Annotated in this window: 18 protein-coding genes and 1 pseudogene; 11 read left to right on the top strand and 8 right to left on the bottom strand. The window is 42.5% G+C overall.

Annotation, left to right across the window (positions count from 1 at the left end):
* Window positions 1-70: 70 nt before the first annotated feature.
* Window positions 71-217: pseudogene (locus ACRRS0_RS11365) on the top strand (transposase); the annotation flags it as partial.
* A complete protein-coding gene (locus tag ACRRS0_RS11360; protein ID WP_432456201.1) occupies window positions 159-293 on the top strand; it encodes a hypothetical protein in 135 nt (44 codons plus the stop codon). The pseudogene ACRRS0_RS11365 and the gene ACRRS0_RS11360, both read left to right, overlap by 59 nt.
* Window positions 294-557: 264 nt before the next feature.
* On the opposite strand, the gene ACRRS0_RS11355 is transcribed toward ACRRS0_RS11360, so the two are convergent.
* On the bottom strand, window positions 558-716 hold the full coding sequence (locus ACRRS0_RS11355; protein ID WP_432453102.1) for a hypothetical protein: 159 nt from the start codon (window positions 714-716) through the stop codon (window positions 558-560).
* Window positions 717-1,131: 415 nt separating this feature from the next.
* Here ACRRS0_RS11355 and ACRRS0_RS11350 point away from each other — a divergent pair, with 415 nt between their 5' ends.
* Window positions 1,132-3,948, top strand: a complete 2,817-nt coding sequence (locus ACRRS0_RS11350) for a LamG-like jellyroll fold domain-containing protein (protein WP_432453104.1) — start codon at window positions 1,132-1,134, stop codon at window positions 3,946-3,948.
* An 11-nt stretch (window positions 3,949-3,959) separates the two neighbouring features.
* Window positions 3,960-4,487 (top strand): PEP-CTERM sorting domain-containing protein, encoded by a 528-nt coding sequence (locus tag ACRRS0_RS11345; protein WP_432453105.1) that lies wholly within the window; start codon window positions 3,960-3,962, stop codon window positions 4,485-4,487.
* A 130-nt stretch (window positions 4,488-4,617) separates the two neighbouring features.
* On the opposite strand, the gene ACRRS0_RS11340 is transcribed toward ACRRS0_RS11345, so the two are convergent.
* Entirely contained in the window at window positions 4,618-5,373 is a 756-nt protein-coding gene (locus ACRRS0_RS11340) for a helix-turn-helix domain-containing protein (protein ID WP_432453106.1), read from the bottom strand.
* Window positions 5,374-5,471: 98 nt separating this feature from the next.
* Here ACRRS0_RS11340 and ACRRS0_RS11335 point away from each other — a divergent pair, with 98 nt between their 5' ends.
* The 3 genes from ACRRS0_RS11335 to ACRRS0_RS11325 all read left to right on the top strand — a co-directional run bounded on the left by ACRRS0_RS11335 (window position 5,472) and on the right by ACRRS0_RS11325 (window position 9,759).
* Window positions 5,472-5,870 (top strand): hypothetical protein, encoded by a 399-nt coding sequence (locus ACRRS0_RS11335; protein WP_432453107.1) that lies wholly within the window; start codon window positions 5,472-5,474, stop codon window positions 5,868-5,870.
* 701 nt (window positions 5,871-6,571) lie between these two features.
* The gene (locus tag ACRRS0_RS11330; RefSeq protein ID WP_432453108.1) at window positions 6,572-9,220 is read left to right on the top strand and encodes an ExeM/NucH family extracellular endonuclease; all 2,649 of its coding nucleotides are present in this window, start codon (window positions 6,572-6,574) and stop codon (window positions 9,218-9,220) included.
* 11 nt (window positions 9,221-9,231) lie between these two features.
* The gene (locus tag ACRRS0_RS11325) at window positions 9,232-9,759 is read left to right on the top strand and encodes a PEP-CTERM sorting domain-containing protein (RefSeq protein WP_432453110.1); all 528 of its coding nucleotides are present in this window, start codon (window positions 9,232-9,234) and stop codon (window positions 9,757-9,759) included.
* A 275-nt stretch (window positions 9,760-10,034) separates the two neighbouring features.
* On the opposite strand, the gene ACRRS0_RS11320 is transcribed toward ACRRS0_RS11325, so the two are convergent.
* Entirely contained in the window at window positions 10,035-11,633 is a 1,599-nt protein-coding gene (locus tag ACRRS0_RS11320; RefSeq protein ID WP_432453112.1) for an EAL domain-containing protein, read from the bottom strand.
* Window positions 11,634-11,826: 193 nt separating this feature from the next.
* The gene (locus ACRRS0_RS11315) at window positions 11,827-12,123 is read right to left on the bottom strand and encodes a DUF134 domain-containing protein (RefSeq protein WP_432453113.1); all 297 of its coding nucleotides are present in this window, start codon (window positions 12,121-12,123) and stop codon (window positions 11,827-11,829) included.
* A 597-nt stretch (window positions 12,124-12,720) separates the two neighbouring features.
* On the opposite strand from ACRRS0_RS11315, the gene ACRRS0_RS11310 reads away from it, so the two are divergent.
* Window positions 12,721-13,053, top strand: a complete 333-nt coding sequence (locus tag ACRRS0_RS11310; RefSeq protein ID WP_432453115.1) for a PBPRA1643 family SWIM/SEC-C metal-binding motif protein — start codon at window positions 12,721-12,723, stop codon at window positions 13,051-13,053.
* A gap of 57 nt (window positions 13,054-13,110) precedes the next feature.
* Here the strand turns inward: ACRRS0_RS11310 and ACRRS0_RS11305 are convergent, their stop codons facing one another.
* On the bottom strand, window positions 13,111-13,656 hold the full coding sequence (locus ACRRS0_RS11305) for a YaeQ family protein (RefSeq protein ID WP_432453116.1): 546 nt from the start codon (window positions 13,654-13,656) through the stop codon (window positions 13,111-13,113).
* A gap of 138 nt (window positions 13,657-13,794) precedes the next feature.
* Window positions 13,795-15,333: a DUF3369 domain-containing protein gene (locus ACRRS0_RS11300; RefSeq protein WP_432453118.1), complete on the bottom strand. Its 1,539-nt coding sequence runs from the start codon at window positions 15,331-15,333 to the stop codon at window positions 13,795-13,797.
* 262 nt (window positions 15,334-15,595) lie between these two features.
* Here ACRRS0_RS11300 and ACRRS0_RS11295 point away from each other — a divergent pair, with 262 nt between their 5' ends.
* Window positions 15,596-16,729, top strand: a complete 1,134-nt coding sequence (locus ACRRS0_RS11295) for a GGDEF domain-containing protein (RefSeq protein WP_432453119.1) — start codon at window positions 15,596-15,598, stop codon at window positions 16,727-16,729.
* 32 nt (window positions 16,730-16,761) lie between these two features.
* On the opposite strand, the gene ACRRS0_RS11290 is transcribed toward ACRRS0_RS11295, so the two are convergent.
* Complete coding sequence (locus tag ACRRS0_RS11290; protein ID WP_432453121.1) at window positions 16,762-17,952, bottom strand: amino acid aminotransferase; 1,191 nt, start codon at window positions 17,950-17,952, stop codon at window positions 16,762-16,764.
* Window positions 17,953-18,156: 204 nt separating this feature from the next.
* Between ACRRS0_RS11290 and ACRRS0_RS11285 the strand changes: the two genes are divergently transcribed.
* Together ACRRS0_RS11285 and tpiA are read left to right on the top strand one after the other, a co-directional pair.
* A complete protein-coding gene (locus tag ACRRS0_RS11285; RefSeq protein ID WP_432453123.1) occupies window positions 18,157-18,933 on the top strand; it encodes an ElyC/SanA/YdcF family protein in 777 nt (258 codons plus the stop codon).
* A gap of 114 nt (window positions 18,934-19,047) precedes the next feature.
* Window positions 19,048-19,800, top strand: a complete 753-nt coding sequence (gene tpiA / locus ACRRS0_RS11280; protein WP_432453124.1) for a triose-phosphate isomerase — start codon at window positions 19,048-19,050, stop codon at window positions 19,798-19,800.
* Between the two features lie 49 nt (window positions 19,801-19,849).
* On the opposite strand, the gene uvrB is transcribed toward tpiA, so the two are convergent.
* On the bottom strand, window positions 19,850-21,841 hold the full coding sequence (gene uvrB, locus ACRRS0_RS11275) for an excinuclease ABC subunit UvrB (RefSeq protein ID WP_432453125.1): 1,992 nt from the start codon (window positions 21,839-21,841) through the stop codon (window positions 19,850-19,852).
* Window positions 21,842-21,886: the final 45 nt, after the last annotated feature.

Raw genomic sequence — 21,886 nt, 5'->3', positions numbered from 1 at the left:
AGACACCCAAACTAACGAAACGTTTTATAGTCTAAACTATCAATAGTCATTTATTTGGGGAGTTATCATCATGCCTAGGTCAAGACGCTCGCAAGTGAGCTTATCGGATACACCCTACTATCATTGTGTTTCCCGTTGTGTTCGACGGGCGTTTCTGTGTGGCGAAGACCAACAAACCGGTAAAAGCTATGAGCACCGCCGCCGAAGTGTATCGGACTCGCCTGTATGACTTAAGCTGGTTTATGCGCCATTTAAACGAACACATTGCGCGAGCCGCCAATCAGCATGATTAACGCCTGAGAACTAAATAATGGCAGTGGTGTTCACTTCACTAACACTGTTACTGTCCCTGTAGTTTTTATCATGGATGTCCATGCTCTTCTCATGCTCTTGGTGCAGACTCTCGCCTTCCCTACTCTACAACCTTTACCTGTACTACATGAATAGAATGCCTACTGGTACCTTACTTAAAGCATACCCGAAGAAACCAAGGTTTAGCGCGATTAGTCGCGGCTACAATTAACCGACTGAGGCTGGCGTAGCAACTTGATTCTATATTAAATGAAGTAAACAACTGCACTTAACATCACCGAGGCGAATACGCCGATAAAGATATTCGGTCCTTGATTAAAACCTTTACGCTTCTTATAAGGCGCTTTTACCGGACCTTCTTGAAAACTTCTCTTGGCAAGTTCCTTTACGTAATTATTTTGCATTCTTTATCCCTTCGTCGTTATTTGGGATAAAGATAAAACCTCAAGCTAAGTTGAGGTTAATACCCTTTTTAGTCTTGAGACTAAGGCTGTGAGGGTAACTCAAGGGCAATTGCTAAATGAACAGCAGCACTGGCGACCAATATGCGCAGTTCAGACTGTCATTATCATTTGCTTTCACTTCCAGCAAACGTTATTCGAGACCTTCGTTAACTAAAAAATCACAGCGGTGATCAGCAACTGATTTACCTTAATAGGCTAAATTTTTGGAGGTCTATTCTAATTTAATACACCAGTCGAAATAAAAATAGGTCAAACCTTCTGAATTGGTCTAGTCTTTCAGATTACCAATCTCAAACCCTGATGTTGGTAATTGATAACTCTACAAATAAAATAATAAGTATAAGGAATATACGAGATGAAAATACAACTGAACTTACCACATGTTAGCCGATGGCGACCCTGCAATATTATGCGGTCAGTCGGTATCGCGGTATCCCTGCTAAGTGCTTCATATGCAGCCAATGCAGCTGAGCAAATATTGTGGTATCCGTTTGACGATCCTGCCGGTTCAACTACTCTGTCTGATGCCTCTGGTCATGGCTATGATGCTGACATTATTGGCGGCGTCACGCTCACTGGCGGAGCCGCGCATTTTGATGGCATAGACGGTTATATCGACCTGCCAGACAATTTACTCACAAGCTTAAACGCGATTTCGATTACCGCTGAAATTTTTATCGAGAACAGTCAGCCTTCTCCGTATTTTATTTATGGATTAGGCAATATTTCTGGCGCATATGGTGATGGTTATTTGTTCACCACCGGCAATCATTACCGTACCACGCTGTCTAGCTGTCACTGGAGTTGCGAACAAAGTACCGCAACTGCGAGTGCTAATTTACCAAGGGGTTCTTGGCAACACATTGCTTATACCCAAGACAATAACCTCGGCATTTTATATTTGAATGGGGTTGAAGTCGCTCGAAACGATGCTATCACTCTCATGCCAGGCACCATTGGCGACGGTATCACCTTAGATAACTTCTTGGGACGCTCGCTGTATAGTGCCGATAATTACTTCTATGGTGATTTTGCGGATTTCCAAATCTGGAACGGTGCCTTAAGTCCGGAAGAAATAGCCGCAACGGTACCGCAACTGGTGCTGTGGTATCCCTTCGATGACGCACCAACCTCAAGTGTGATCACCGATGCTTCCGGTAACAACCACCATGGAACCGTTGAAGGAGGGGTTACTTTAGACGGCGACGTTGCAGAACTAGACGGTAAAGATGCTTATATCGATCTGCCCGATAACTTAATGGCGGGCCTCGATGAAATCACGGTGATGACTAAGGTCTTTATCGAAAACGACCAGCCATCTCCCTATTTCATTTATGGTTTAGGAAATACTTCGGGGAGTAATGGTAACGGATATCTGTTCACTACGGGTAACTATTACCGAACCACCCTGTCAACTTGTCATTGGTCTTGTGAGCAAAATACCGGGACTTCTGGTAGTAATTTGAGTCGGGGCGAATGGCATCATTTAGCTTATAGCTTAAAAGGCAGTATTGGGATTGTGTACTTAGACGGCGTAGAAGTTGCGCGCAACACCAATATCACAATCACACCTGCCGACATCGGTGATGGGACCACCCTTGCCAATTTCCTCGGTCGGTCACTTTACAGCGGCGATAACTTCTTACATGGTCGCTTTGACGACTTCCAAATTTGGAATGGGGCTCTAAGCGCCAGCGTGATAGCCACTACCGCAGAACAAGCGCTTGCTGAAATTCAGCTCGATGATGCCGAGTCTGTCGCGGCTGATAGCGAAGCGTTAGCAATCGTTAATGTTGATGATGTGCGTGGACATATATTTCTCGCAACCCAGGGTAAATATGAAACCAACATTTCTTGGTCATCAGATAATACCGATGTGATTACCCCCGATGGTCTCGTCACACGGGCTCCGGTCTGTGTTGCCGAACCGCGTAACAAGCTCTGCGGTTTAGTTCAAACCGTGACATTAACAGCTACGATAACTAAAGGCGAAGAGTCGGCTACCAAAACCTTTATTGCGACCGTACCGCCACTCACCACATTAGACGATTTCGAAGCGTATATGTTCAGCTACTTTACTGGTGAAGGAACAGCCGATGGAGAGCAGGTTTATTTCGCCCTGTCTAATGGTAACAACCCGCTCGATTGGCAAACTTTAAATAGCGAACAGCCAGTACTATCCACCACATTAGGAGAAAAAGGAGCTCGCGATCCATTTATTATTCGCTCCCCCGAAGGCGATAAGTTCTTCATGATTGCAACCGATCTGAAAATCTACGGTAATTGGGATTGGGGACGCTCTCAAACTTGGGGGTCTCGTTCGCTACTCGTTTGGGAATCTAACGATTTGGTGAACTGGAGTGATGCACGCCTGGTGCAAGTCTCACCAGACACTGCTGGTAATACCTGGGCACCAGAAGCCTTTTGGGATCCCGAGCGAAATGCGTACGTGGTTTTTTGGGCCTCTAAAATATATAACGACGCCAGCCATTCCAATGGTACCTACAATAAAATGATGTATGCCCTCACCCGTGACTTTGTGAACTTTAGTGACGCTCAGGTATGGGTCGATGAAGGCTACTCCACTATCGATTCAACCTTGATCAAACATGATGATGTTTATTACCGGTTTACTAAAGACGAGCGCTCAGCGTCGGAGTCGGCCTGTGGTAAGTTCATTCTTTCGGAAACATCAACGACTCTTAATAACGATAATTGGGATTTCCAAAGTGAGTGTATTGGTAAAGGGGATATGAGCCAAGGTGAAGGTCCCTTAGTATTTAAATCCAATACCGAGCAGAAGTGGTACTTGTTTATCGATGAATTTGGTGGCCGTGGTTACATTCCCTTTGAAACAACCGACCTATCCAGTGGTAACTGGAGCTTAGCCAAGGATTACACTTTACCGTCGCGACCACGCCACGGAACCGTGTTACCAGTCACCGCAAAAGAGTATCGGGCGATCCTCAATAAATGGGGTAAGCAAATGATTGGCGATTTTGATGGAGATTTTGATATTGATTCATTAGATGTATCTTTGTTTTATCAAGCGATCCGCTCGGCTTCGATAAGCGACTTAGCTTACGACTTCAATCATGATGGCCAGATTAATCGCCGTGACCTACGTGGTTTAATGGATCTTTGTACTCGCGCTCGTTGTGCAACTCACTAAGGGAATTACCGATGAAATATATAATCACACTGCTTGCAACATTGTTCACATTACAAGCCAATGCAGCGTTTATCTCACTGGAAACAAATGCCAGTCAATATGCCGCTGGTGACTTAGTGGATGTACGTATGATGGTTGATAATTCGGCAGCAGATATCGCCGAACTAGATTTTGGTCTGCGCTTTGATGAGACCTTGGCCAGCTACCAAGACAGCGGATTTAATATCTTAAACACTCAGTGGGCAATGGTAACCGATGCGTTCTTATCAGCCAGTAATACACTAAGTGTTTACAGCCTATGGTTTGATAGCCTAGACGTTCCGGTTGGCGTGTTTGAACTAGCCAGTGCGAGCTTTACCGCTCAGTCGGCTTTTTCAGCCCAATCATTTGAGTTAATCAACGTCTATATCGCAGATTCATTTGGTGACCAAATCGCCAACACGCCTCAAGTATCAGAACCAGCGTCACTGGCGATGTTGCTGATGGGGCTTGGCGTGATGGGATTTAGGCGAAAAGCTCACGCTTCACTTCCAGCTTAAGTTCACCAAGTTAAAAGCCCAAGCACCAGCTTGGGCTTTTTATTTTGTATATCGAGTGTCCATCAATACAACAGCTATCCAGAATCATTAAATTTACTAAATGCCTTCTCAATTACATCACTGCACTGCCTTATGATTGGTTAAGCCTGCCACTCAATTGGCCCTTCCTATAATAATTCGGTGTCTCACCAAGATGTTGTTTGAATGCATATATGAAACTACTGGTACTACTGTAGCCACAAGATAAGGCGATATCGCTAATCGATAACGGACTCTCAAGTAAACGAAGCGCATGCTGTAATTTTGCTAATGCTCTCCATTGCTTAAAAGTGATCCCAGTTTGTTGCATAAACAAGCGAGAAATTGAACGCCCACTTAAGGCAAATCTTTTTTCGAGCATTGCTTTTGAGAAAGGAGCATCGGGAGTAGACAATAAATAAGCGGCTAACTTTGTTAATCGTTTATCACGAGGCATTGGAAGCTCAAAGTTAGTTCGCTCCGCTGATGATATTTCATCAAACAGAACACCCAGTAAACGGTGCATCGCCCCCTCCATGACTAAATGCTCTGTGGCGGTTAAGCGAAGCAATATTGCATGTATAAGCAACGGTGTTTTTACTAGTTTTTCCATCGTGTTATCAGCCGTAATGACGTCTGGATCCAATCTTAGTATTTTTCCCTGACAACCAACGATAACCTTTGCCCGATGTGAACACTCAGCGGGGATCCAACCTAAACAACCGGGTGCTAAAGTCCAACTGGATTCAACAGTATCCACGCTAAGTATACCTTTAGTCACCCAGAATAACTGGCCTCTGGCGTGGCGATGCCAATCAGTTTCGTGATCGTGTATATGCTGAATATTGGAGATCTTCATGCGATTCATGTTGGCCTATATTCTATATAAGTTGTCCTAATGTAGAAAGAATACCGCTAAATACGCAGGTAGCATAGGCACTCAATTCCCCTCTAATGAGATCCAGCATGAAATATTCAAATAATCGAGATTTAGTTCGCCATGTTTTTAAAACGTTGTTTAGTTCAGAACTTATAGAACTGTCGGTGGTCGAGCGTTTTTTTTCAAAGACCTACCGCCAATATGCGGATGGACATCAACTCAATTATGAAGAATTTTATTTACATTTAAAAAAACTGAAAAATGAAACGAAAAGCCTGACTATAGAGTTTAAGGCCATTGCAGAACAAGGATCTGATGTACTAACTCATCATTATGTCCATCTTGTCAAACAAGACAATTCAGAGTCATTACTGGAGGTGCTGGCACATTTCCAACTTCAGGATGGCAAAATTACGGGTTGTTGGGAATCTTGCCAAGTTATATCGGGATCTTCATCTGATCATTCATTCGCCTATATTCAATGAACCACGCAAAGCGAGTGTCTTCGCGGTCATTTTCAGCAGATTTGGAAAGACATCGTTCAGTCAGTAGCCGATAAGCCTTCAGAGGCGCATCAGCGACTCAACATGGCTTAGCCGTGGTGCCCGATGTAATAAAGCGGAAACATCCCCCCCTCAATAACGACAAAACTGAGACCTAATCACCTATAAGCCTTAAAAGCTCGCTATGTGGCGAGCTTTTAAATTAAAGACACTTTCTCACTCCCACAGATTTTTAAGCGTATTTAACAAACGATGAGATACTGCGCTTTCAATCAGATATTGGCCTGCCAGCATCTAGATGCATCCACGATACAAACTTAGTATTGACAATAACTTCACCCGATTGACACACAACTGTCAAAAAATCATTCTATTTTAATCCTCGTCGCTAAGCCCTGAATTTGTTGCAGATCTTATGCGTTCCATAATTTAGAAGCCCTAGTTATTCGTTCAAAATGGAGTTTGAAATGAATTATCACGCAAATCTAATTGCTGTGCCCTTCTGCGCGATATTTCTCAGTTTCGTTGGTCACGGCAGAAGCCGAATCCCTAATCAATGCAACAAAACATCCTTAATGCTAGGCCTCACCACTATTTATCCAAGGAAAATGCACTTGCTTTTAGCTGACGCGGTTTCCTTGAATTTTTGTGCATGTTTTTAACCAATAGAAAATGGATTGACTATGAAAATGAATATTCTTGCGGCTACGGTGGCCACATTGCTGGCACCGCAGGCGCAATCGACAATCTTCTTGTCGGAGTACATTGAAGGTAGCTCGTATAACAAGGCGATTGAAATTGCCAATGATTCAGAGAATGCAATAACCCTCAACGGTTATAGTCTAAAAAAAGCAACCAATGGTCGAGATACTTGGGGGCAATCAATGGCTCTCGATAATGTGACTATCGCGCCTCATTCTGTATTTGTACTGTCTCACCCCAGTGCAAACAGCGATATTCAGCTAGTGACAGATCAGTCAGACGCTAATGTTATTAACTTTAATGGCGATGATCCTATCGCGCTATTTTTAAACGATACCATCGTCGACATCATTGGTGTTATGGGTGACATTAATTTTGGGAAAGATCAAACACTAGTGCGTATCGACTACACACCTAGTACAGCGTTTAATCTGGCGCAATGGGAAGTTCGCCGCAAAAACGATAGTTCTGATTTAGGGCAGCTGGCTGATGGAAATAGCCCAGCTGTAGAAGCAAGCGAAGTGACTATTATGGATATCCAAGGCGACTCTTGGTTTTCGCCATTAATTGATTCCGGTTATCTATCAACTGAAAATTATCAAACTGAAGGTGTGATCACTGCGATCCAAAACAAAGCGCTTGGTAACGACATTAACCAAGGCTTTTTTATCCAAGACCAACAAGGTGACAACAACCCACTAACCTCAGACGGTCTGTTTGTTGACTACGCAGATTTAGCCGGCTTGAATGTTGGCGATAAAGTGGTGGTGATTGGTAAGGTGAATGAAAACTATGGTTGGACGACTTTATTAGGATCTCAAGTAGAACGAGTTTCTTCTGGGGAATCAATTGAAGCAACGCCGCTACAAACCCTGAGTTCAGATGAGAGTTTCCGTGAGACCTTAGAACGCTACGAAGGCATGCTCGTATCATTAGAGAAAACATCTGATCTGCGAGTCACTCGAACTTACGGCTTTGATTACAGTGCTTACCGCAACAATATGGTAGTCGCTCATCAACGAGTCAACTTCCATCCTAATCAGTTGAATACGCCAGTTACTTACGATGATGTGATTGATAGCCCTGCAGAGCAGCAATTGGCTAATAATAAAGACCAACGAATCGTTATCGAAAGTTTTGAAAAAGCAAGCAATGGCGTTGTGCCTTGGTATCCTGAGTTTGGTGTTACTGACATTGATCAAAACGGCTCGACCGAGGATTACATTCGAATTGGCGACTTAGTGGACGGCCTTCACGGTGTGCTGGGATATTCATATGCAGAATATCGCTTATATGTGACCAACCAAGCTCACACAGATAGCTTTATTCATGAAGAGAATGACCGTACTAATACGCCTGAACTCACCAAAGGGGACCTACAGGTGGCAACCTTCAATGTGCTGAATTACTTTAATTCACCATTTGGTGGAGCAGCTAACCCTAAAGGGCAAAACCGGGGCGCAACGACACTGGTAGAGTTTGAAATGCAGGCCGATAAGATAGTGGCGGCACTTAAAGCGATGAACGCAGATATTGTCGGTTTAATGGAGATAGAGAACAATGGCTTTGGGGCTAACTCAGCCATTGTTGATCTGGTTAGCCAGCTAAATGCTGAATTACCGCTAGCGGATCAATACCAGATTGCTTGGGACGGAGAGCTTGAACAAGTCGGCACCGATGCAATCACCAATCAAGTGATTTATAAACCCGCGAAGGTGACTCTGAAGCAAATGCAGGTACTGCAAATGCCAGAACAACATGCGCCTGCTGTAGGCGATGAAGATGGTAATAACTACCAGCGCGATGCGATCACTCCGACTTTTAGCATTAATGGCAGCGACCAAACGCTGACGGTTGCAGTCAATCATTTCAAGTCAAAGGGCTCAACCTGCTGGGAAGACGTGGCAATACAACAAGGACAAGATCCAAACCGTCAAGGCTCATGTGAGAATCTAAGAGTATCGGCTGCTTATCAACTGGGTGAAAGCTTAATGGCGGTGTCAGGACACAAGCTCATTATTGGCGATTTAAACTCATACGCGGCTGAAGATCCAATTAGCGTATTAACCGATATCGCTCATTTACCAACCGACTACGAAGTGAAGACTGCTCGTAGCACTTATGTGGGAGAGACCCCATTACACGGTGATGAGGGGGCTGTTATCACCAAATCCTATGGATACACCAATGTGGTAAAAGCATTCCATCCAAACGCCTATGGCTACTCTTACAATGATGAAGTCGGCACCTTAGATTACATATTGGCGTCTCCTAGTTTGATATCACATCTGGTAGATGCTGCCGAATGGAACATTAACGCCGTTGAGTCGAGCTTATTTGAATATTCATCCGAGTACAGCGGCGATTTGCCAAAGTACGCTGACGCCTACCGAGCGTCAGACCATGACCCCGTGATTGTTGCTTTGAGTTTTAAACCTCAGGAATTGATTGGGGACTTTGATGGAGATCTTGATATTGATTCATTGGATGTATCTTTGTTTTATCAAGCGATCCGCTCGGCTTTGATAAGCGACTTAGCTTACGACTTCAATCACGATGGCCAGATTAATCGCCGTGACCTACGTGGTTTAATGGATCTTTGTACTCGCGCTCGTTGTGCAACTCACTAAGGGAATTACCGATGAAATATATAATCACACTGCTTGCAACATTGTTCACATTACAAGCCAATGCAGCGTTTATCTCACTGGAAACAAATGCCAGTCAATATGCCACTGGTGACTTAGTGGATGTACGTATGATGGTTGATAATTCGGCAGCAGATATCGCCGAACTAGATTTTGGTCTGCGCTTTGATGAAACCTTGGCCAGCTACCAAGACAGCGGATTTAATGTCTTAAACACCCAGTGGGCAATGGTAACCGATGCGTTCTTATCAGCCAGTAATACACTAAGTGTTTACAGCCTATGGTTTGATAGCCTAGACGTTCCGGTTGGCGTGTTTGAACTAGCCAGTGCGAGCTTTACCGCTCAGTCGGCTTTTTCAGCCGAATCATTTGAGTTAATAAACGTCTATATCGCAGATTCATTTGGTGACCAAATCGCCAACACGCCTCAAGTATCAGAACCAGCGTCACTGGCGATGTTGTTGATGGGGCTTGGCGTTATGGGATTTAGACGAAAAGCTCACGCTTCACTTCCAGCTTAAGTTCACCAAGTTAAAAGCCCAGGCACCAGCTTGGGCTTTTTATTCTAAATATATTGCTTTCGATAAAACTGAAAAACCGCTACTTTCTGCATCAAGCAAGCTGGTTCTTCCTTATTAGAATCTCGACACCGCTTATTGTAAGCCTACCACTCGAGCTTAAGCCGATGCTGTTTGCGATACAACTCGGTGTAGAAAAAATACTAAGAAGCTGTTAGCTACGGCTCTCAATTACCCTCGAATAAAAAGCAACATGCAGACTTCAAACAATCGAGGTATTAACCATCTCGCTCAATATAATCAAATAGAGCCGATGGCTCTAGCGGCTTAGCAAACAGCCAGCCTTGGCCGATCGCTTGAGGTGAACGTTGCAATATATAGTTCAATTGCACTTGTGTTTCGATCCCTTCAAAAACAACGTGCACGTTGAACTTCTCTAACAAGCCAAATATACCTTCCAGAGTTAATTTATTTAGAGTGTCGCAGTCAATCGCCTGAGTAAACTCTTTGTCTATTTTGATTTCATTCGGTTCAAAGGTATTTATCCAAGTAAGGTTGGACATTCCCGTACCGAAGTCATCTAAAGATATTTTATAACCCGCTCTCGAAAATCGCTTGGCATAGGCAGACATCTGCTTGAAGTCAGCGGAAGAACGTTCCGTGATTTCTAAAATAATATTTTCTGTTGGCAGTTGCGTTTTAATCCGCTGACTTTCAATAAAATCGAAAAAATCTTCTTCTAACAAGGTTGAAATTGCAATGTTAATACTCACGGTATAACCAGCATTCACAAACTCAGGGGTATTTAGATCATCGAAAACCTTCACGATAAACTTACGCGTTAGTTTACTAATCAGTAGTGATTGTTCTGCTGCAGCAATAAAGATTTCTGGCGAAATCTGCCCTAATTGCGGATCGTGCCATCGCGCTAACGCCTCAACCCCAGCCATTTTACCGTTGCTTAAATGAACCTTTGGCTGATAAACCGGATAGATTTGATTATTGTTTATCGCATGACTCAGGGCTCTGGTAAATGCTTGCTGCCCGTAGTAGTAATCTTTATATTTCCATAAAAATAACTTACCAATTGAGAATCCAATCAGACCAAGAAAGACTATCAAAAATAGATCCAATTGATAAATGCCGGGCTTGATTTGAAACACCACTAAGCAAATATTATAGTCATCGTTACATTCTCGATGCTCCAAGAAGTTATTCGGTAACGGTAACCAATTAAAGTTTTGCTTTCCTAATAGACTAGAAACATCTATCTCGGAAACTTCTCCAAACTTTTGAACCACTTGCTTAGTTTGTTTGTTGTATAAGATCCCCCCCATGCCATGTAAAGATAGAGACGATAAGTCAACATTATGAAAAAACATGTCGTTAACGCTGACAATCACACTTCCCTTGGAAAATACTCTTATATTACTCGCTTCTTTTGCAGACAGACCATTATCCTGTTGAATCAGCTTTTCTTTGTGTTTAATAGTGTAGGTGCCAAGCTCTACTGGGGGGGTTAAGGAACCAAGCTTAACGGTACAAGCCACATGGCCATTATCAACTCGACCAACATCGACTATATACTCATACGCAAACATCACTTCTGTCAAAAAACGGATATCGCTACTAGAGCAAAAGTCATCTTTAACACTATTTGCGATGCGGATACTGTGATCGACCTCGTTTCCAATATCCATTGCTGTTGCAAAAGCAGAATCACCATAACTTTCTAATAATTTTAACTCACGGTGAACTAACACGTAATGAACCGCAAACACAACACATACACAAACGCAGAAAGGAATAATCCAATTTATATACTTAGTTTTTGCCCGTAAATGACAATAAAAACTGTTAATTATAACTTCTGACATGCCGATACCTATAGTTGTTCTAAACGAGCGAACAAGATTTTACTTAGCCCTATAACGATTGCAATCGGTTTCACCCTGGTGCTCTTCGATAAAACGACATGTAGATAACCATGCCCGATAGGATTGGAGCCTTTAAGTGAAGCAACAATTTGTTATCTCAGCGTTTTTGTTTTAAACATGCTCCGCTTTAGCTTCACTCAATATTCTCATCATTTTCACTATGCATCATTAACGCTTTACCATTACTTAAGCAATCGACTACCTTAAAGCGAGCTGACTTAAGAATATTGGCAAGAGTTTGCCGTGAAACCCCCATTTCTATTGCCGCTTTTTGCTGTTGCATTTTCATTTGGTCAACCAAACGTAAAGCTTCAAATTCGTCTTTATCCAACTGAACCTTCTCCAGTTCACTCATTGGGATCCGATTTGGCTTAAAACAGCTATCTGCTGCCGTACCGCATATATTGCGAGGTATTTTGGGTCTAGGCATTGTTAAATCTACATAAATGGCATTGGCTACATATATACACTATTCACCAATCTATCCCAACCATAATCAAGGGAAAGTTTGCTTGATAGACTGCCCTATAAGTGAAAGACATGTCAATTTTTGTACTAAATAGAAAGACATAAATATCGCGTACAAGTCGTTCGGTTTCACAACTGTTAATGTTTACAGTTAATAAAACTGAGATGCTCTGCTTTAATCAAATAGAACTTATCAAATATTTGATTAGCTCTCGCGTTTTTAAACTACTTTCATCGTCACTGTTTGCTTGATGACGATACATTTTCAGTGATGGCTGAAAACAAATCCTCCCTTATGGACACCACTCTATTATGTAGTGGTTTTTTTTTATCCATTGAACGTCCCGATGCAAATGACCTCTCTATAGAAAGCTTATGCTTGCCGTCTTAGACTTCACTCTTGGCTAGAGTAAAAAATGCCAATGATAAATTTGCATTGCCTTATGAGTTAAGTCGGGTCCACAAGCTATTAAACTTTACCTAACGAGAAGGTTTCTTTAGCCTCGTAATTGCTGTATAAGCATGCTCCGTATTATTTTTTAGCGAGAGGACTCGAGTGATGTCAAAGTTTTTTTATAAGGGAAAAATCGAGAAAAGACCTAAATATGAGAGTTTTGGTTTTAGTACAAAACGAAACATCAAGCCAGGTTCGGCTGAAAATCCTCTTCAGCTGAGAGTACAAACTGAGGCGCGAAAGCTTGAGCTTGAAACCCAGTTATCAGAGCTACAACTGATTGCCAATATCGTCTTAGCACCTGAGACCGAGGAAGATATCCAAGCGCTAAAAGTTTTATTAGATACACCGCAAACAGCTATTTTTGATAAAACCCCAAAACGCAATGACCCTTGCGATTGTGGCAGCGGTAAAAAATATAAAAAATGTTGTGGTTAAGCGATTCATATAGTTAATAATGCTGGTGGAATTAAGCTTGAATATTTTAACTCTCACTTAATCTGAAATCGGCAACTGAAGCGGCTTCCAGTTAATATCTAATTCATGACTACCAATCGTGACATAGGCAGATTGTTCGGTAATCGTCACCGATAGATCCATGGTTCGCTCCACATAAGATGCCAGTTTACAAACCTCTTGCCAATCAAGTTGCCAAACTTGCAAATCCAACCGAGTCAGTTTTCCTTGGATTTGTTGCCACCAAGTATTTGATTTAGAGTTAAAACTATACACTTTTACCGTTTCCGCGAGACGCGTCGCCTTCTTAATGCGTTCAGCACTGGGTTCCCCCACATCAATCCATAGTTGAACCTGACCATCGAGAGACTTCGACCAAAGGTCGGGCTGTTCGATTTCACTTAAGCCCTTGGTAAACTCCAAACCTTGTTCTGCACTGTGGCAATAAGCCATTACCCGAGCCATCATCCTTTCAAGCGTTTCAGAAGGGTGTTGGGCAATGGTTAAATTGAGTGTGTCATAGTAATTACGGTTTAAATCAGAGAGAGAGATCCGCAATTTATAGATGGTGGGTTTTAGTGCCACTGTAGCGCCTATTCGATATAGCTGAGCTCTGAGCGCTTAGGCACAGAGCTAGTTAAATGAAGAGAATGCGCTTTTTATTAAGTAAATTCAATGCAATAACACGAAAATATTAGCCTTTGGCCTATTAGCTATCGATCGTTAATCCGGATGGCTGTTGCGAATTTCTAAGAACTCGTCAAAATTCTCGATTAACAGATCAACTAAGGTTGGATCAAAGTGTTTTCCTTTTTGTTCGATGATAAATTGTTTGATTTCTGCGTTCGACCAGGGCTCTTTATAAGAGCGCTTCGACCCCAAAGCATCAAATACATCGGTAATAGCCATGATTCGGCCCACTAAAGGAATGTCTTCCCCCGCTAATTGACGAGGATATCCGCTACCATCCCATTTTTCATGATGGCAAATAGATATTTCGGCTCCGAGACGGGCAATAATCTTATTGGAATCGGCAAGCAAATCGTGACCAACTTGAGCGTGAGTTTGCATCACCTCCCACTCCTGAGCATCTAGCTTACCAGGTTTATGCAGAATCGACTCCGGTATAGCAATCTTACCCAAATCATGTAATGGGGCCGCGTATTTAAACAATTCAACAAATTCAGGGTCAAAATTTAATTTTTTAGCCATTAGTTCGCAAATCAACGACACCCGTTTAACGTGCGATCCAGTTTCTTTACTACGTTGTTCAATGGCGTCACCAATAATAAAAATAAGTTCTTTTTGGGTATCTTGGATCTCTTCTTTAATCGTGAGGTTTTCGAAAGTTAATGCGATATTAGTCGCAAATACTTCTAACAAGCCCTTTTCTATATCATCAAGCGGTTTCTCATGTTGTACATAAAGCAGACTAACACTACGATTATCGGTTGAGTAAAATCCAACATAACAGTCTTCATTTACGATGGTTCTACGCTCTTGTAACGCGTGTTTGAGCAATGCTTTTACGTTATCAGGGATCTTACTCTGATCAAAATCAGATTCATTGTGCTCATTCGTCACAAAATCACCGGTCGCAGCCAATACATTAAACGACTGATGATGTAATACGTCTTCAGTTAAGGTGGTGATATACATTGCCGACGTTTCTAACTGAAACAATTCAACCAACTGCTCTAACACCGCTGATCCGAAGTGGTAAAGTGTTTTACTCTTTAAAACTAAGGATGTGGACTCGATAACCTTCAACAAACCAGAGCGATGACGTTCGATGAATAGAATATCTCGGTAAGAACGGATCGCTGAATAAGTAATGGTTTTTAACTTGGTGGCGGTTAATTCTGTTTTGCTCTTATAATCATTGATATCGTAATCTTTAATCACCGACTCTTCTGGAGCCTGCCCTGGCTGACCGGTCCTTAAAATCAACCGCGTAGCATGGTTTTCTTTGGTTTCGCGGATCCAGCGAACTAATTCCAAGCCAGCATGATCGGTTTCCATCACCACATCGACTAAAGCAATCGCGATATCATCATGCTCATTAAATATTTGGCGCGCCTCCTCCGCACTATAAGCAGAAAGAAACTCTAACTGATAACCATCAATTTCAACCCCAGACAGCACTAAGCGCGTTACCGAGTGAATTTCAGCTTCATCATCAATAACCAATAACTTCCAAGATGCTTTGGTAACTTTTTTTACTGGTTCTTCAGTATCATCAATGAACAGAAAGTCACTCATGCGCTGCTCCGTATTTTTTCGTTACAGTAAAATTAGAACAGTAACTGCATAATATCAAAGACTAATATGCAGTTACTGTAGAAAACTTCGAGGCCAGACTGCTTATTGGCCTATATCGATTTTAAATTAGTTAAATATTCTATAAAATCATTCCAAACTCAATTACTTGAAATTTATGGAAAGTCGCTTAACAAGCCATAATGTATTCCCGTCCCTCGCCATTTTGATGATAGCGACAGGGGCACTAATTTGGTATTCAAGCTTGTCTACTAATATTCGCGAACTCATTTATTGGTTACCCTATGGCTTCGCTACCATTATTACAATGCTGGCACTGCAGTTTAACCGACGGCAGTTATTCGTGGTAGCACTTGTAAATACTTTTAGTTATTGGTTAATAGTCAACTACTTACAACAACCGCTTGCAGAGCCAACAGCTTCGACCTGCTTCACTGTGCTCGGTTTATTCATTCCTTTCAACTTGTTTCTTAATCAATTAGTCAAAGATAACGGCTGGATAACTCGGCGAGCTCTTGTTTGGTATATTTGCTTAGCATTACAAATGCTAAGCATACCAATCATCATCGACTTTTTAGCCCTCGATATGCAAGGTATGATTAAACAATGGTTTAGCCCCCACCCGCTCGAAGGCCTCGTGATTAGCCTAAATGCGCTCGGGTTCATCATGTTTTGTTTGGTTATCTCATTTGTTCGTTTCATCAATAAACCAACCAGTATTTCGATTGGACTGTTTTTTAGTTTCTTAGCCAGTACCTTTCCGCTGATTTTTCTCGACAGAGAAGCAATTTCTTCAATTTTTTTTACGGCATCGATGTTAATCATGTTGTTCAGTGGATTTAATGCTTCACATGAACTGGCTTATCGCGATGAGCTCACCGGATTATTAGGTCGACGCATGTTATTCGAGCGCTTAGCTGGATTGTCTAAAAACTATTGCCTAGCCATGGTGGATATTGACCATTTCAAAAAATTTAATGATACCTATGGCCATGATGTGGGTGATGATGTCTTGGCGATGGTGGCAGCAAAGCTAGACCAAATTGAAGGTGGAGGTCAAGTGTTTCGTTATGGGGGAGAAGAGTTCACTGTATTATTTAAGGGCAAGCAACTCGAGCATGCCAAAATATTTTTAGATGACATACGCGAGCTCATTGCTCAAACCCCTTTCGCTATTCGTGATAATAACAGTCGTAATACCAGCGATAAATCACGCCGAGGGGAACAACCCGAGCCTAAAAATACGGTACAAATTACGGTAAGTATTGGAGTGGCAGAGAAATCTAATCTACACGCCAGTGCAGAGGAAGTGATAAAAGATGCAGATAATGCCTTGTATGAAGCGAAAAAGAAGGGGCGCAATGTCGTGATAGGATAAGGCTTAGCAAGCTAAGCCTTATTGTTTACTTGCTACACAACCGCTGCTATCGCTTCACATAATGCTTGCATATTGTCTTTGGTCATCCCGGCGACGCTGATCCGACCCGAGCCAACAATATATACCGCATGTTGCTCTTTTAAGATTTGCACTTGTTGTTTACTTAAACCAGAGAACGAGAACATACCATTCTGGCGCTGAATAAAGCTGTAATCACCCTCAGCGCCTTTTTCAGCTAACGTGGCAACAAACAAGTCACGCATTTCTTTAATCCGCTCACGCATCTCTGTGACTTCGCTATGCCATTGCGCTTTTAGCTCTGGGTTTTGCAAAATTGTAGTCACCACAGCAGCGCCGTGAGATGGTGGGTTCGAGTAGTTCGCTCGAATACCTGCTTTTACTTGGCTAAATGCCGCGGCGCCCTGCTCTTTGTTTTGAGCAACCAAAGTGAATGCACCCACCCGCTCATTATATAAGCCAAAGTTTTTAGAAAAAGAACTGGCAACCATTAACTCTTTAATTTGTTCGGCAAAAAGTCGCAAACCAGCGGCGTCTTCTTCCACACCTATAGAAAACCCTTGGTAAGCGAAATCAAACAATGGCAATATCTTTTTGCTTGCTGCTAAATTGGCTAATTGCTGCCATTGTTCAATTGTTGGGTCGATGCCAGTAGGATTATGACAACAGCCGTGGAAAAGCACTAAGTCGCCCGCACTAACGTGCTCTAAAGAACTTAACATCGCTGCAAAGTCGAGATCTTGGGTCTCTGGGTTGTAGTAATCGTAAGCTTTTACTTCAAGGCCTAAGGCTTTAAAAATATTGCCGTGGTTGGCCCAAGTTGGGTTACTCACCCAAACAGTACGTACACCTAAATGATTATAAGCGAATTCAGCGGCATTATGCAGAGCCCCGGTACCACCTGGCGACTGAGCCGTAAAAGCGCGTTGGCTGCTTACGATTTCACTATTTTCACCAAACAACAGTTTCTGTACTTCCAAGCCATAAGCAGGATTACCTTCAATACTAAGATAAGACTTACTACTTTCCGTTTCCAGTAACTTCTGCTCTGCAATTTTAACGGTCTTTAAAACTGGAGTTGCACCAGCTTCGTTTTTATAAATACCGACTCCTAGATTAATCTTGTTAGGACGGGGATCGGCTTTAAAAGCTTCAGTTAAACCTAAAATGGGATCTGCCGCGGCCGCGGAAACACGCTCAAACATACTTTCCTCACTGCTAATTACTTGCCTGTATTGAGCGAAGATTACCTTAAGTTTAGAAAGCTGTCTTTATGTAGAGGAAAAAATAACAAGTAAATTTTGATTTAACGCATTAATTTGGATTAAGTCGAGATTTTTGATAATTTTAAACACCTATGAATAAGGATAGATTAAGATGCTTGCATCGCAAACTAGAGAACCAGCTATATGGATTTAAGTTTAGGTTTTATTGTAAAAAAATGGTTAGGTTCGTTACTGATGCCTCTCAACATTTCGCTATTTTTTTTGGTGTTATCACTTTACTTTTGCCTCACTAAACGGCCTTATCGCGCCGCGATCACCCTTTTACCTGCTTTAGTCATATTATTGCTTACCAGTAATCCTTGGTGGGTTAATCAGCAGTTAATCGCAAACGAGCGACAAGTTCTGCCTCCGAGTCAGCTGGTCAATAGTTTTGACTTTGTTGTGGTCTTGGGGGGCGGACATATCAGTGACCCCTTGTTGTCCCCTACTGAGCAACTCAGTCGTTCATCTTTTGCCCGCATCACTAAGGGCATCGAATTGAGTCTTGTGAATCCACAGAGCCGCTTAATCGTATCTGGTTATGGTGGAAGCGATCCCAATAGTAATGCTGAATTAATGCAAAAGGTTGCTACAGCAGCTAATATTCCGCCAGCCAATATTATCACCATTCCAAAAGCGATGGATACAGAGCAAGAAGCCGCAGTCATCGCTAGTTATATTGGTCAACGACCTACAGCGCTGATTACCAGTGCAACCCATATGCAACGCGCACTGCAGTACTTCCGTCAATACTCGAACAACATTAGTCCTGTTCCCACGGATTACTTAGGGAAAGAAGCCCAAGGAAAACAACGCCTTTACGAATTTTTACCGGATGCTCGCTTCATCTATCGTTATGATGCGGTTTGGCACGAGAAATTGGGGATTTGGTGGCAAAAAATTCGTGACCATTTTTCATAATCGTTTGTTTTAGATCAGCTACTTTCAGTTTTAACCAGATAATTTCGTGTAAACACTACGATTTTGTAATTTATTCTCTATAATCGAGCCAATTTACTTAAAGGAGAAAGCGTGATGAGAACACCTCTTGTAATGGGTAACTGGAAGCTAAACGGTACGAAAGATTCAGTTACTGCGTTAGTGAATGGTTTAATTGAGCCAGCAAAAGCTGCAACCAATGTACAAACAGCGATTTGCCCCCCAGTGATTTTCTTAGGTCAAGTAGAAGCCTTAGTCGGTGACGCTCCTATCGCTTACGGCGCGCAAGATGCTAGTGTGAACGTTTCTGGTGCATTTACAGGTGAAAATTCACCCGTCATGTTAAAAGAATTCGGCTGTACTTACAGCTTGGTTGGCCACAGCGAACGTCGCCAATACCATAACGAAACTGACGCAGTCGTAGCCGCAAAATTCAAAGCAATTCAGGAAAACCAATTAGTACCTGTTCTTTGTATTGGTGAAACGCTTGAAGAGAATGAAAGCGGAAAAACTGAAGCTGTTGTTGAAGCTCAATTAAAAGCTGTAATTGAGCTTTGTGGTATTGATGCCCTAGCTAATGCAGTGATTGCTTACGAGCCGGTATGGGCCATTGGTACTGGTAAGTCAGCAACGTCTGAGCAAGCACAAGCGGTTCATGCTCATATCCGTGGCTGGTTAGCAGCACAAAGCGCAAGTGTTGCAGAAAAAGTTCAAATTCTTTACGGCGGTAGCGTAAAAGCTGCGACTGCAAAAGAATTGTTCTCTCAAGCTGACATTGACGGCGCGCTTGTTGGCGGAGCTTCATTAATGGCTGAAGAGTTTGGCGCAATTATTCTTGCTGCGAACTAATCACGATTCATTGTTATTAAGCCGCGACGTTTAGCATCGCGGCTTTTTTTTAACTCATTTTTATAAGTTGTTGATGTAACTCTGCGATACTATCACGCAAGCTTGCGGCTTGTTCAAACTCAAGTTCCTTAGCATGACCAATCATTTGCTTTTCTAAATCAGCAATTTTCTTTAACATCATCTCTGGAGTCAGAGTTCGATATTGTGCTTGTGGTTCTGTAGCTTGCAGCGCTTTTGATTTTCCAAAGTTACTAATATCGACAACTTTTTTGTTGAGTTTTTGCGGAATAATCCCCCGCTCTTGATTGTAAGCATGCTGAATTTCACGACGTCGGTTGGTCTCAGAGATAGCTTTATCCATCGAACCAGTAATTTTGTCCCCGTACAAAATAGCTTTGCCTTGCGGATGTCGGGCAGCACGGCCAATGGTTTGGATCAAAGACCGTTCTGAACGCAAGAAGCCTTCCTTATCCGCATCTAGAATAGCGACTAACGAAACTTCCGGCATGTCTAAGCCTTCTCGTAGCAAGTTAATCCCAACCAGTACGTCAAAGATCCCCATACGTAAGTCTCGAATGATTTCAACCCGCTCTACAGTATCAATATCGGAGTGTAAATAGCGCACTTTAACTTGATGCTCTGCCAGATACTCGCTTAAATCCTCGGCCATTCGCTTGGTCAGCGTAGTTACAAGCACTCGTTCATCAATCGCTGTTCTAATTCGGATCTCTGATAGTAAATCATCTACTTGGGTGGCAACGGGTCGCACTTCAATGACCGGATCCAGCAACCCTGTGGGCCTAACGACCTGCTCAACAAATTCTTGATTAGTTTTCTCAAGTTCATAGGTACTCGGCGTCGCCGAAACAAAAATAGTTTGCGGCGCAATCGACTCGAATTCTTCAAATTTTAATGGTCGATTGTCCAGCGCTGAAGGCAAGCGAAAACCGTAATTCACTAAATTTTCTTTTCGTGAACGGTCACCTTTATACATCGCGCCAATTTGCGGTACGGTGACGTGCGACTCATCTATCACCATCAGCCCATCAGCAGGAAGATAATCTAATAAGGTTGGTGGTGGCTCGCCGGGGGCGCGACTGGAGAGATATCGGGAGTAGTTTTCAATCCCAGAGCAATATCCCAATTCATTCATCATTTCGATGTCAAACAAAGTCCGTTGGGAAATTCGTTGCTCTTCAATAAGCTTATTAACGTCAAGCAACTGCCTTTTACGCTCATTTAACTCTTCTTTAATGGAAGAAATTGCGTTAACGATAGTTTCGCGAGGAGTAACATAGTGCGTTTTAGGAAAAATAGTTGCCCTGACCATCGAAGCTTCTTCTACTCCGGTGAGCGGGTCAAAGCTGCTGAGTCGTTCTACTTCACCGTCAAATAATTCTATACGTAAAGCATTTTTATCGGATTCAGCAGGAAAAACATCGATTACATCTCCCCTAACCCGAAAGGTTGAGCGTTGAAATGCCGCATCATTACGAGAATATTGTAATTCCGCGAGACGTCGTAAAATGGCCCGTTGGTCAATCATATCCCCAACACTCAAGTGCAACATCATCTGTAAATACGACTGTGGATCTCCCAAACCATAAATTGCAGAAACTGAAGCAACTAACACCACGTCCCTACGCTCTAATAGCGCCTTAGTGGCCGAGAGTCGCATCTGTTCAATATGCGAGTTAACCGAAGCATCTTTCTCAATAAAGGTATCAGTGGTCGGTACGTAGGCTTCTGGTTGGTAATAATCGTAGTAAGATACAAAAAACTCGACGGCGTTATGAGGGAAAAATTCCTTCATTTCACCATATAGCTGCGCAGCTAAAGTTTTGTTTGGCGCCAAAATAATTGTTGGACGGTTTTGTTCGGCAATCACGTTGGCTATGGTAAAAGTTTTACCGGAGCCAGTGACACCTAGCAAGGTTTGGTGAGCTAAGCCATCTGCTAAGCCTTCATTTAGACTTTCAATCGCTTTAGGTTGATCGCCTGCAGGCGTATATTCAGAAACCAAATCGAAAGTTTTTTTCATAAATCGATAACCAACTAAAAACCAGATGAGCGTCATTCTACTCGA

This window comes from Agarivorans sp. QJM3NY_29, assembly GCF_050870835.2.
Taxonomy (GTDB): Bacteria; Pseudomonadota; Gammaproteobacteria; order Enterobacterales; family Celerinatantimonadaceae; genus Agarivorans.
Note: the sequence above shows the minus strand (reverse complement) of the source record. Positions and strands in the feature narration are given on the sequence as shown.

Coding starts and splice junctions, on each gene's coding strand:
- ACRRS0_RS11340 (WP_432453106.1), bottom strand. CDS start 5,373: ATGAATCGCATGAAGATCTCCAATATTCAGCATATACACGATCACGAA.
- ACRRS0_RS11335 (WP_432453107.1), top strand. CDS start 5,472: ATGAAATATTCAAATAATCGAGATTTAGTTCGCCATGTTTTTAAAACG.
- ACRRS0_RS11310 (WP_432453115.1), top strand. CDS start 12,721: ATGTCAAAGTTTTTTTATAAGGGAAAAATCGAGAAAAGACCTAAATAT.
- ACRRS0_RS11320 (WP_432453112.1), bottom strand. CDS start 11,633: ATGTCAGAAGTTATAATTAACAGTTTTTATTGTCATTTACGGGCAAAA.
- ACRRS0_RS11325 (WP_432453110.1), top strand. CDS start 9,232: ATGAAATATATAATCACACTGCTTGCAACATTGTTCACATTACAAGCC.
- uvrB (WP_432453125.1), bottom strand. CDS start 21,841: ATGAAAAAAACTTTCGATTTGGTTTCTGAATATACGCCTGCAGGCGAT.
- ACRRS0_RS11350 (WP_432453104.1), top strand. CDS start 1,132: ATGAAAATACAACTGAACTTACCACATGTTAGCCGATGGCGACCCTGC.
- tpiA (WP_432453124.1), top strand. CDS start 19,048: ATGAGAACACCTCTTGTAATGGGTAACTGGAAGCTAAACGGTACGAAA.
- ACRRS0_RS11345 (WP_432453105.1), top strand. CDS start 3,960: ATGAAATATATAATCACACTGCTTGCAACATTGTTCACATTACAAGCC.
- ACRRS0_RS11330 (WP_432453108.1), top strand. CDS start 6,572: ATGAAAATGAATATTCTTGCGGCTACGGTGGCCACATTGCTGGCACCG.
- ACRRS0_RS11300 (WP_432453118.1), bottom strand. CDS start 15,333: ATGAGTGACTTTCTGTTCATTGATGATACTGAAGAACCAGTAAAAAAA.
- ACRRS0_RS11315 (WP_432453113.1), bottom strand. CDS start 12,123: ATGCCTAGACCCAAAATACCTCGCAATATATGCGGTACGGCAGCAGAT.
- ACRRS0_RS11355 (WP_432453102.1), bottom strand. CDS start 716: ATGCAAAATAATTACGTAAAGGAACTTGCCAAGAGAAGTTTTCAAGAA.
- ACRRS0_RS11290 (WP_432453121.1), bottom strand. CDS start 17,952: ATGTTTGAGCGTGTTTCCGCGGCCGCGGCAGATCCCATTTTAGGTTTA.
- ACRRS0_RS11285 (WP_432453123.1), top strand. CDS start 18,157: ATGGATTTAAGTTTAGGTTTTATTGTAAAAAAATGGTTAGGTTCGTTA.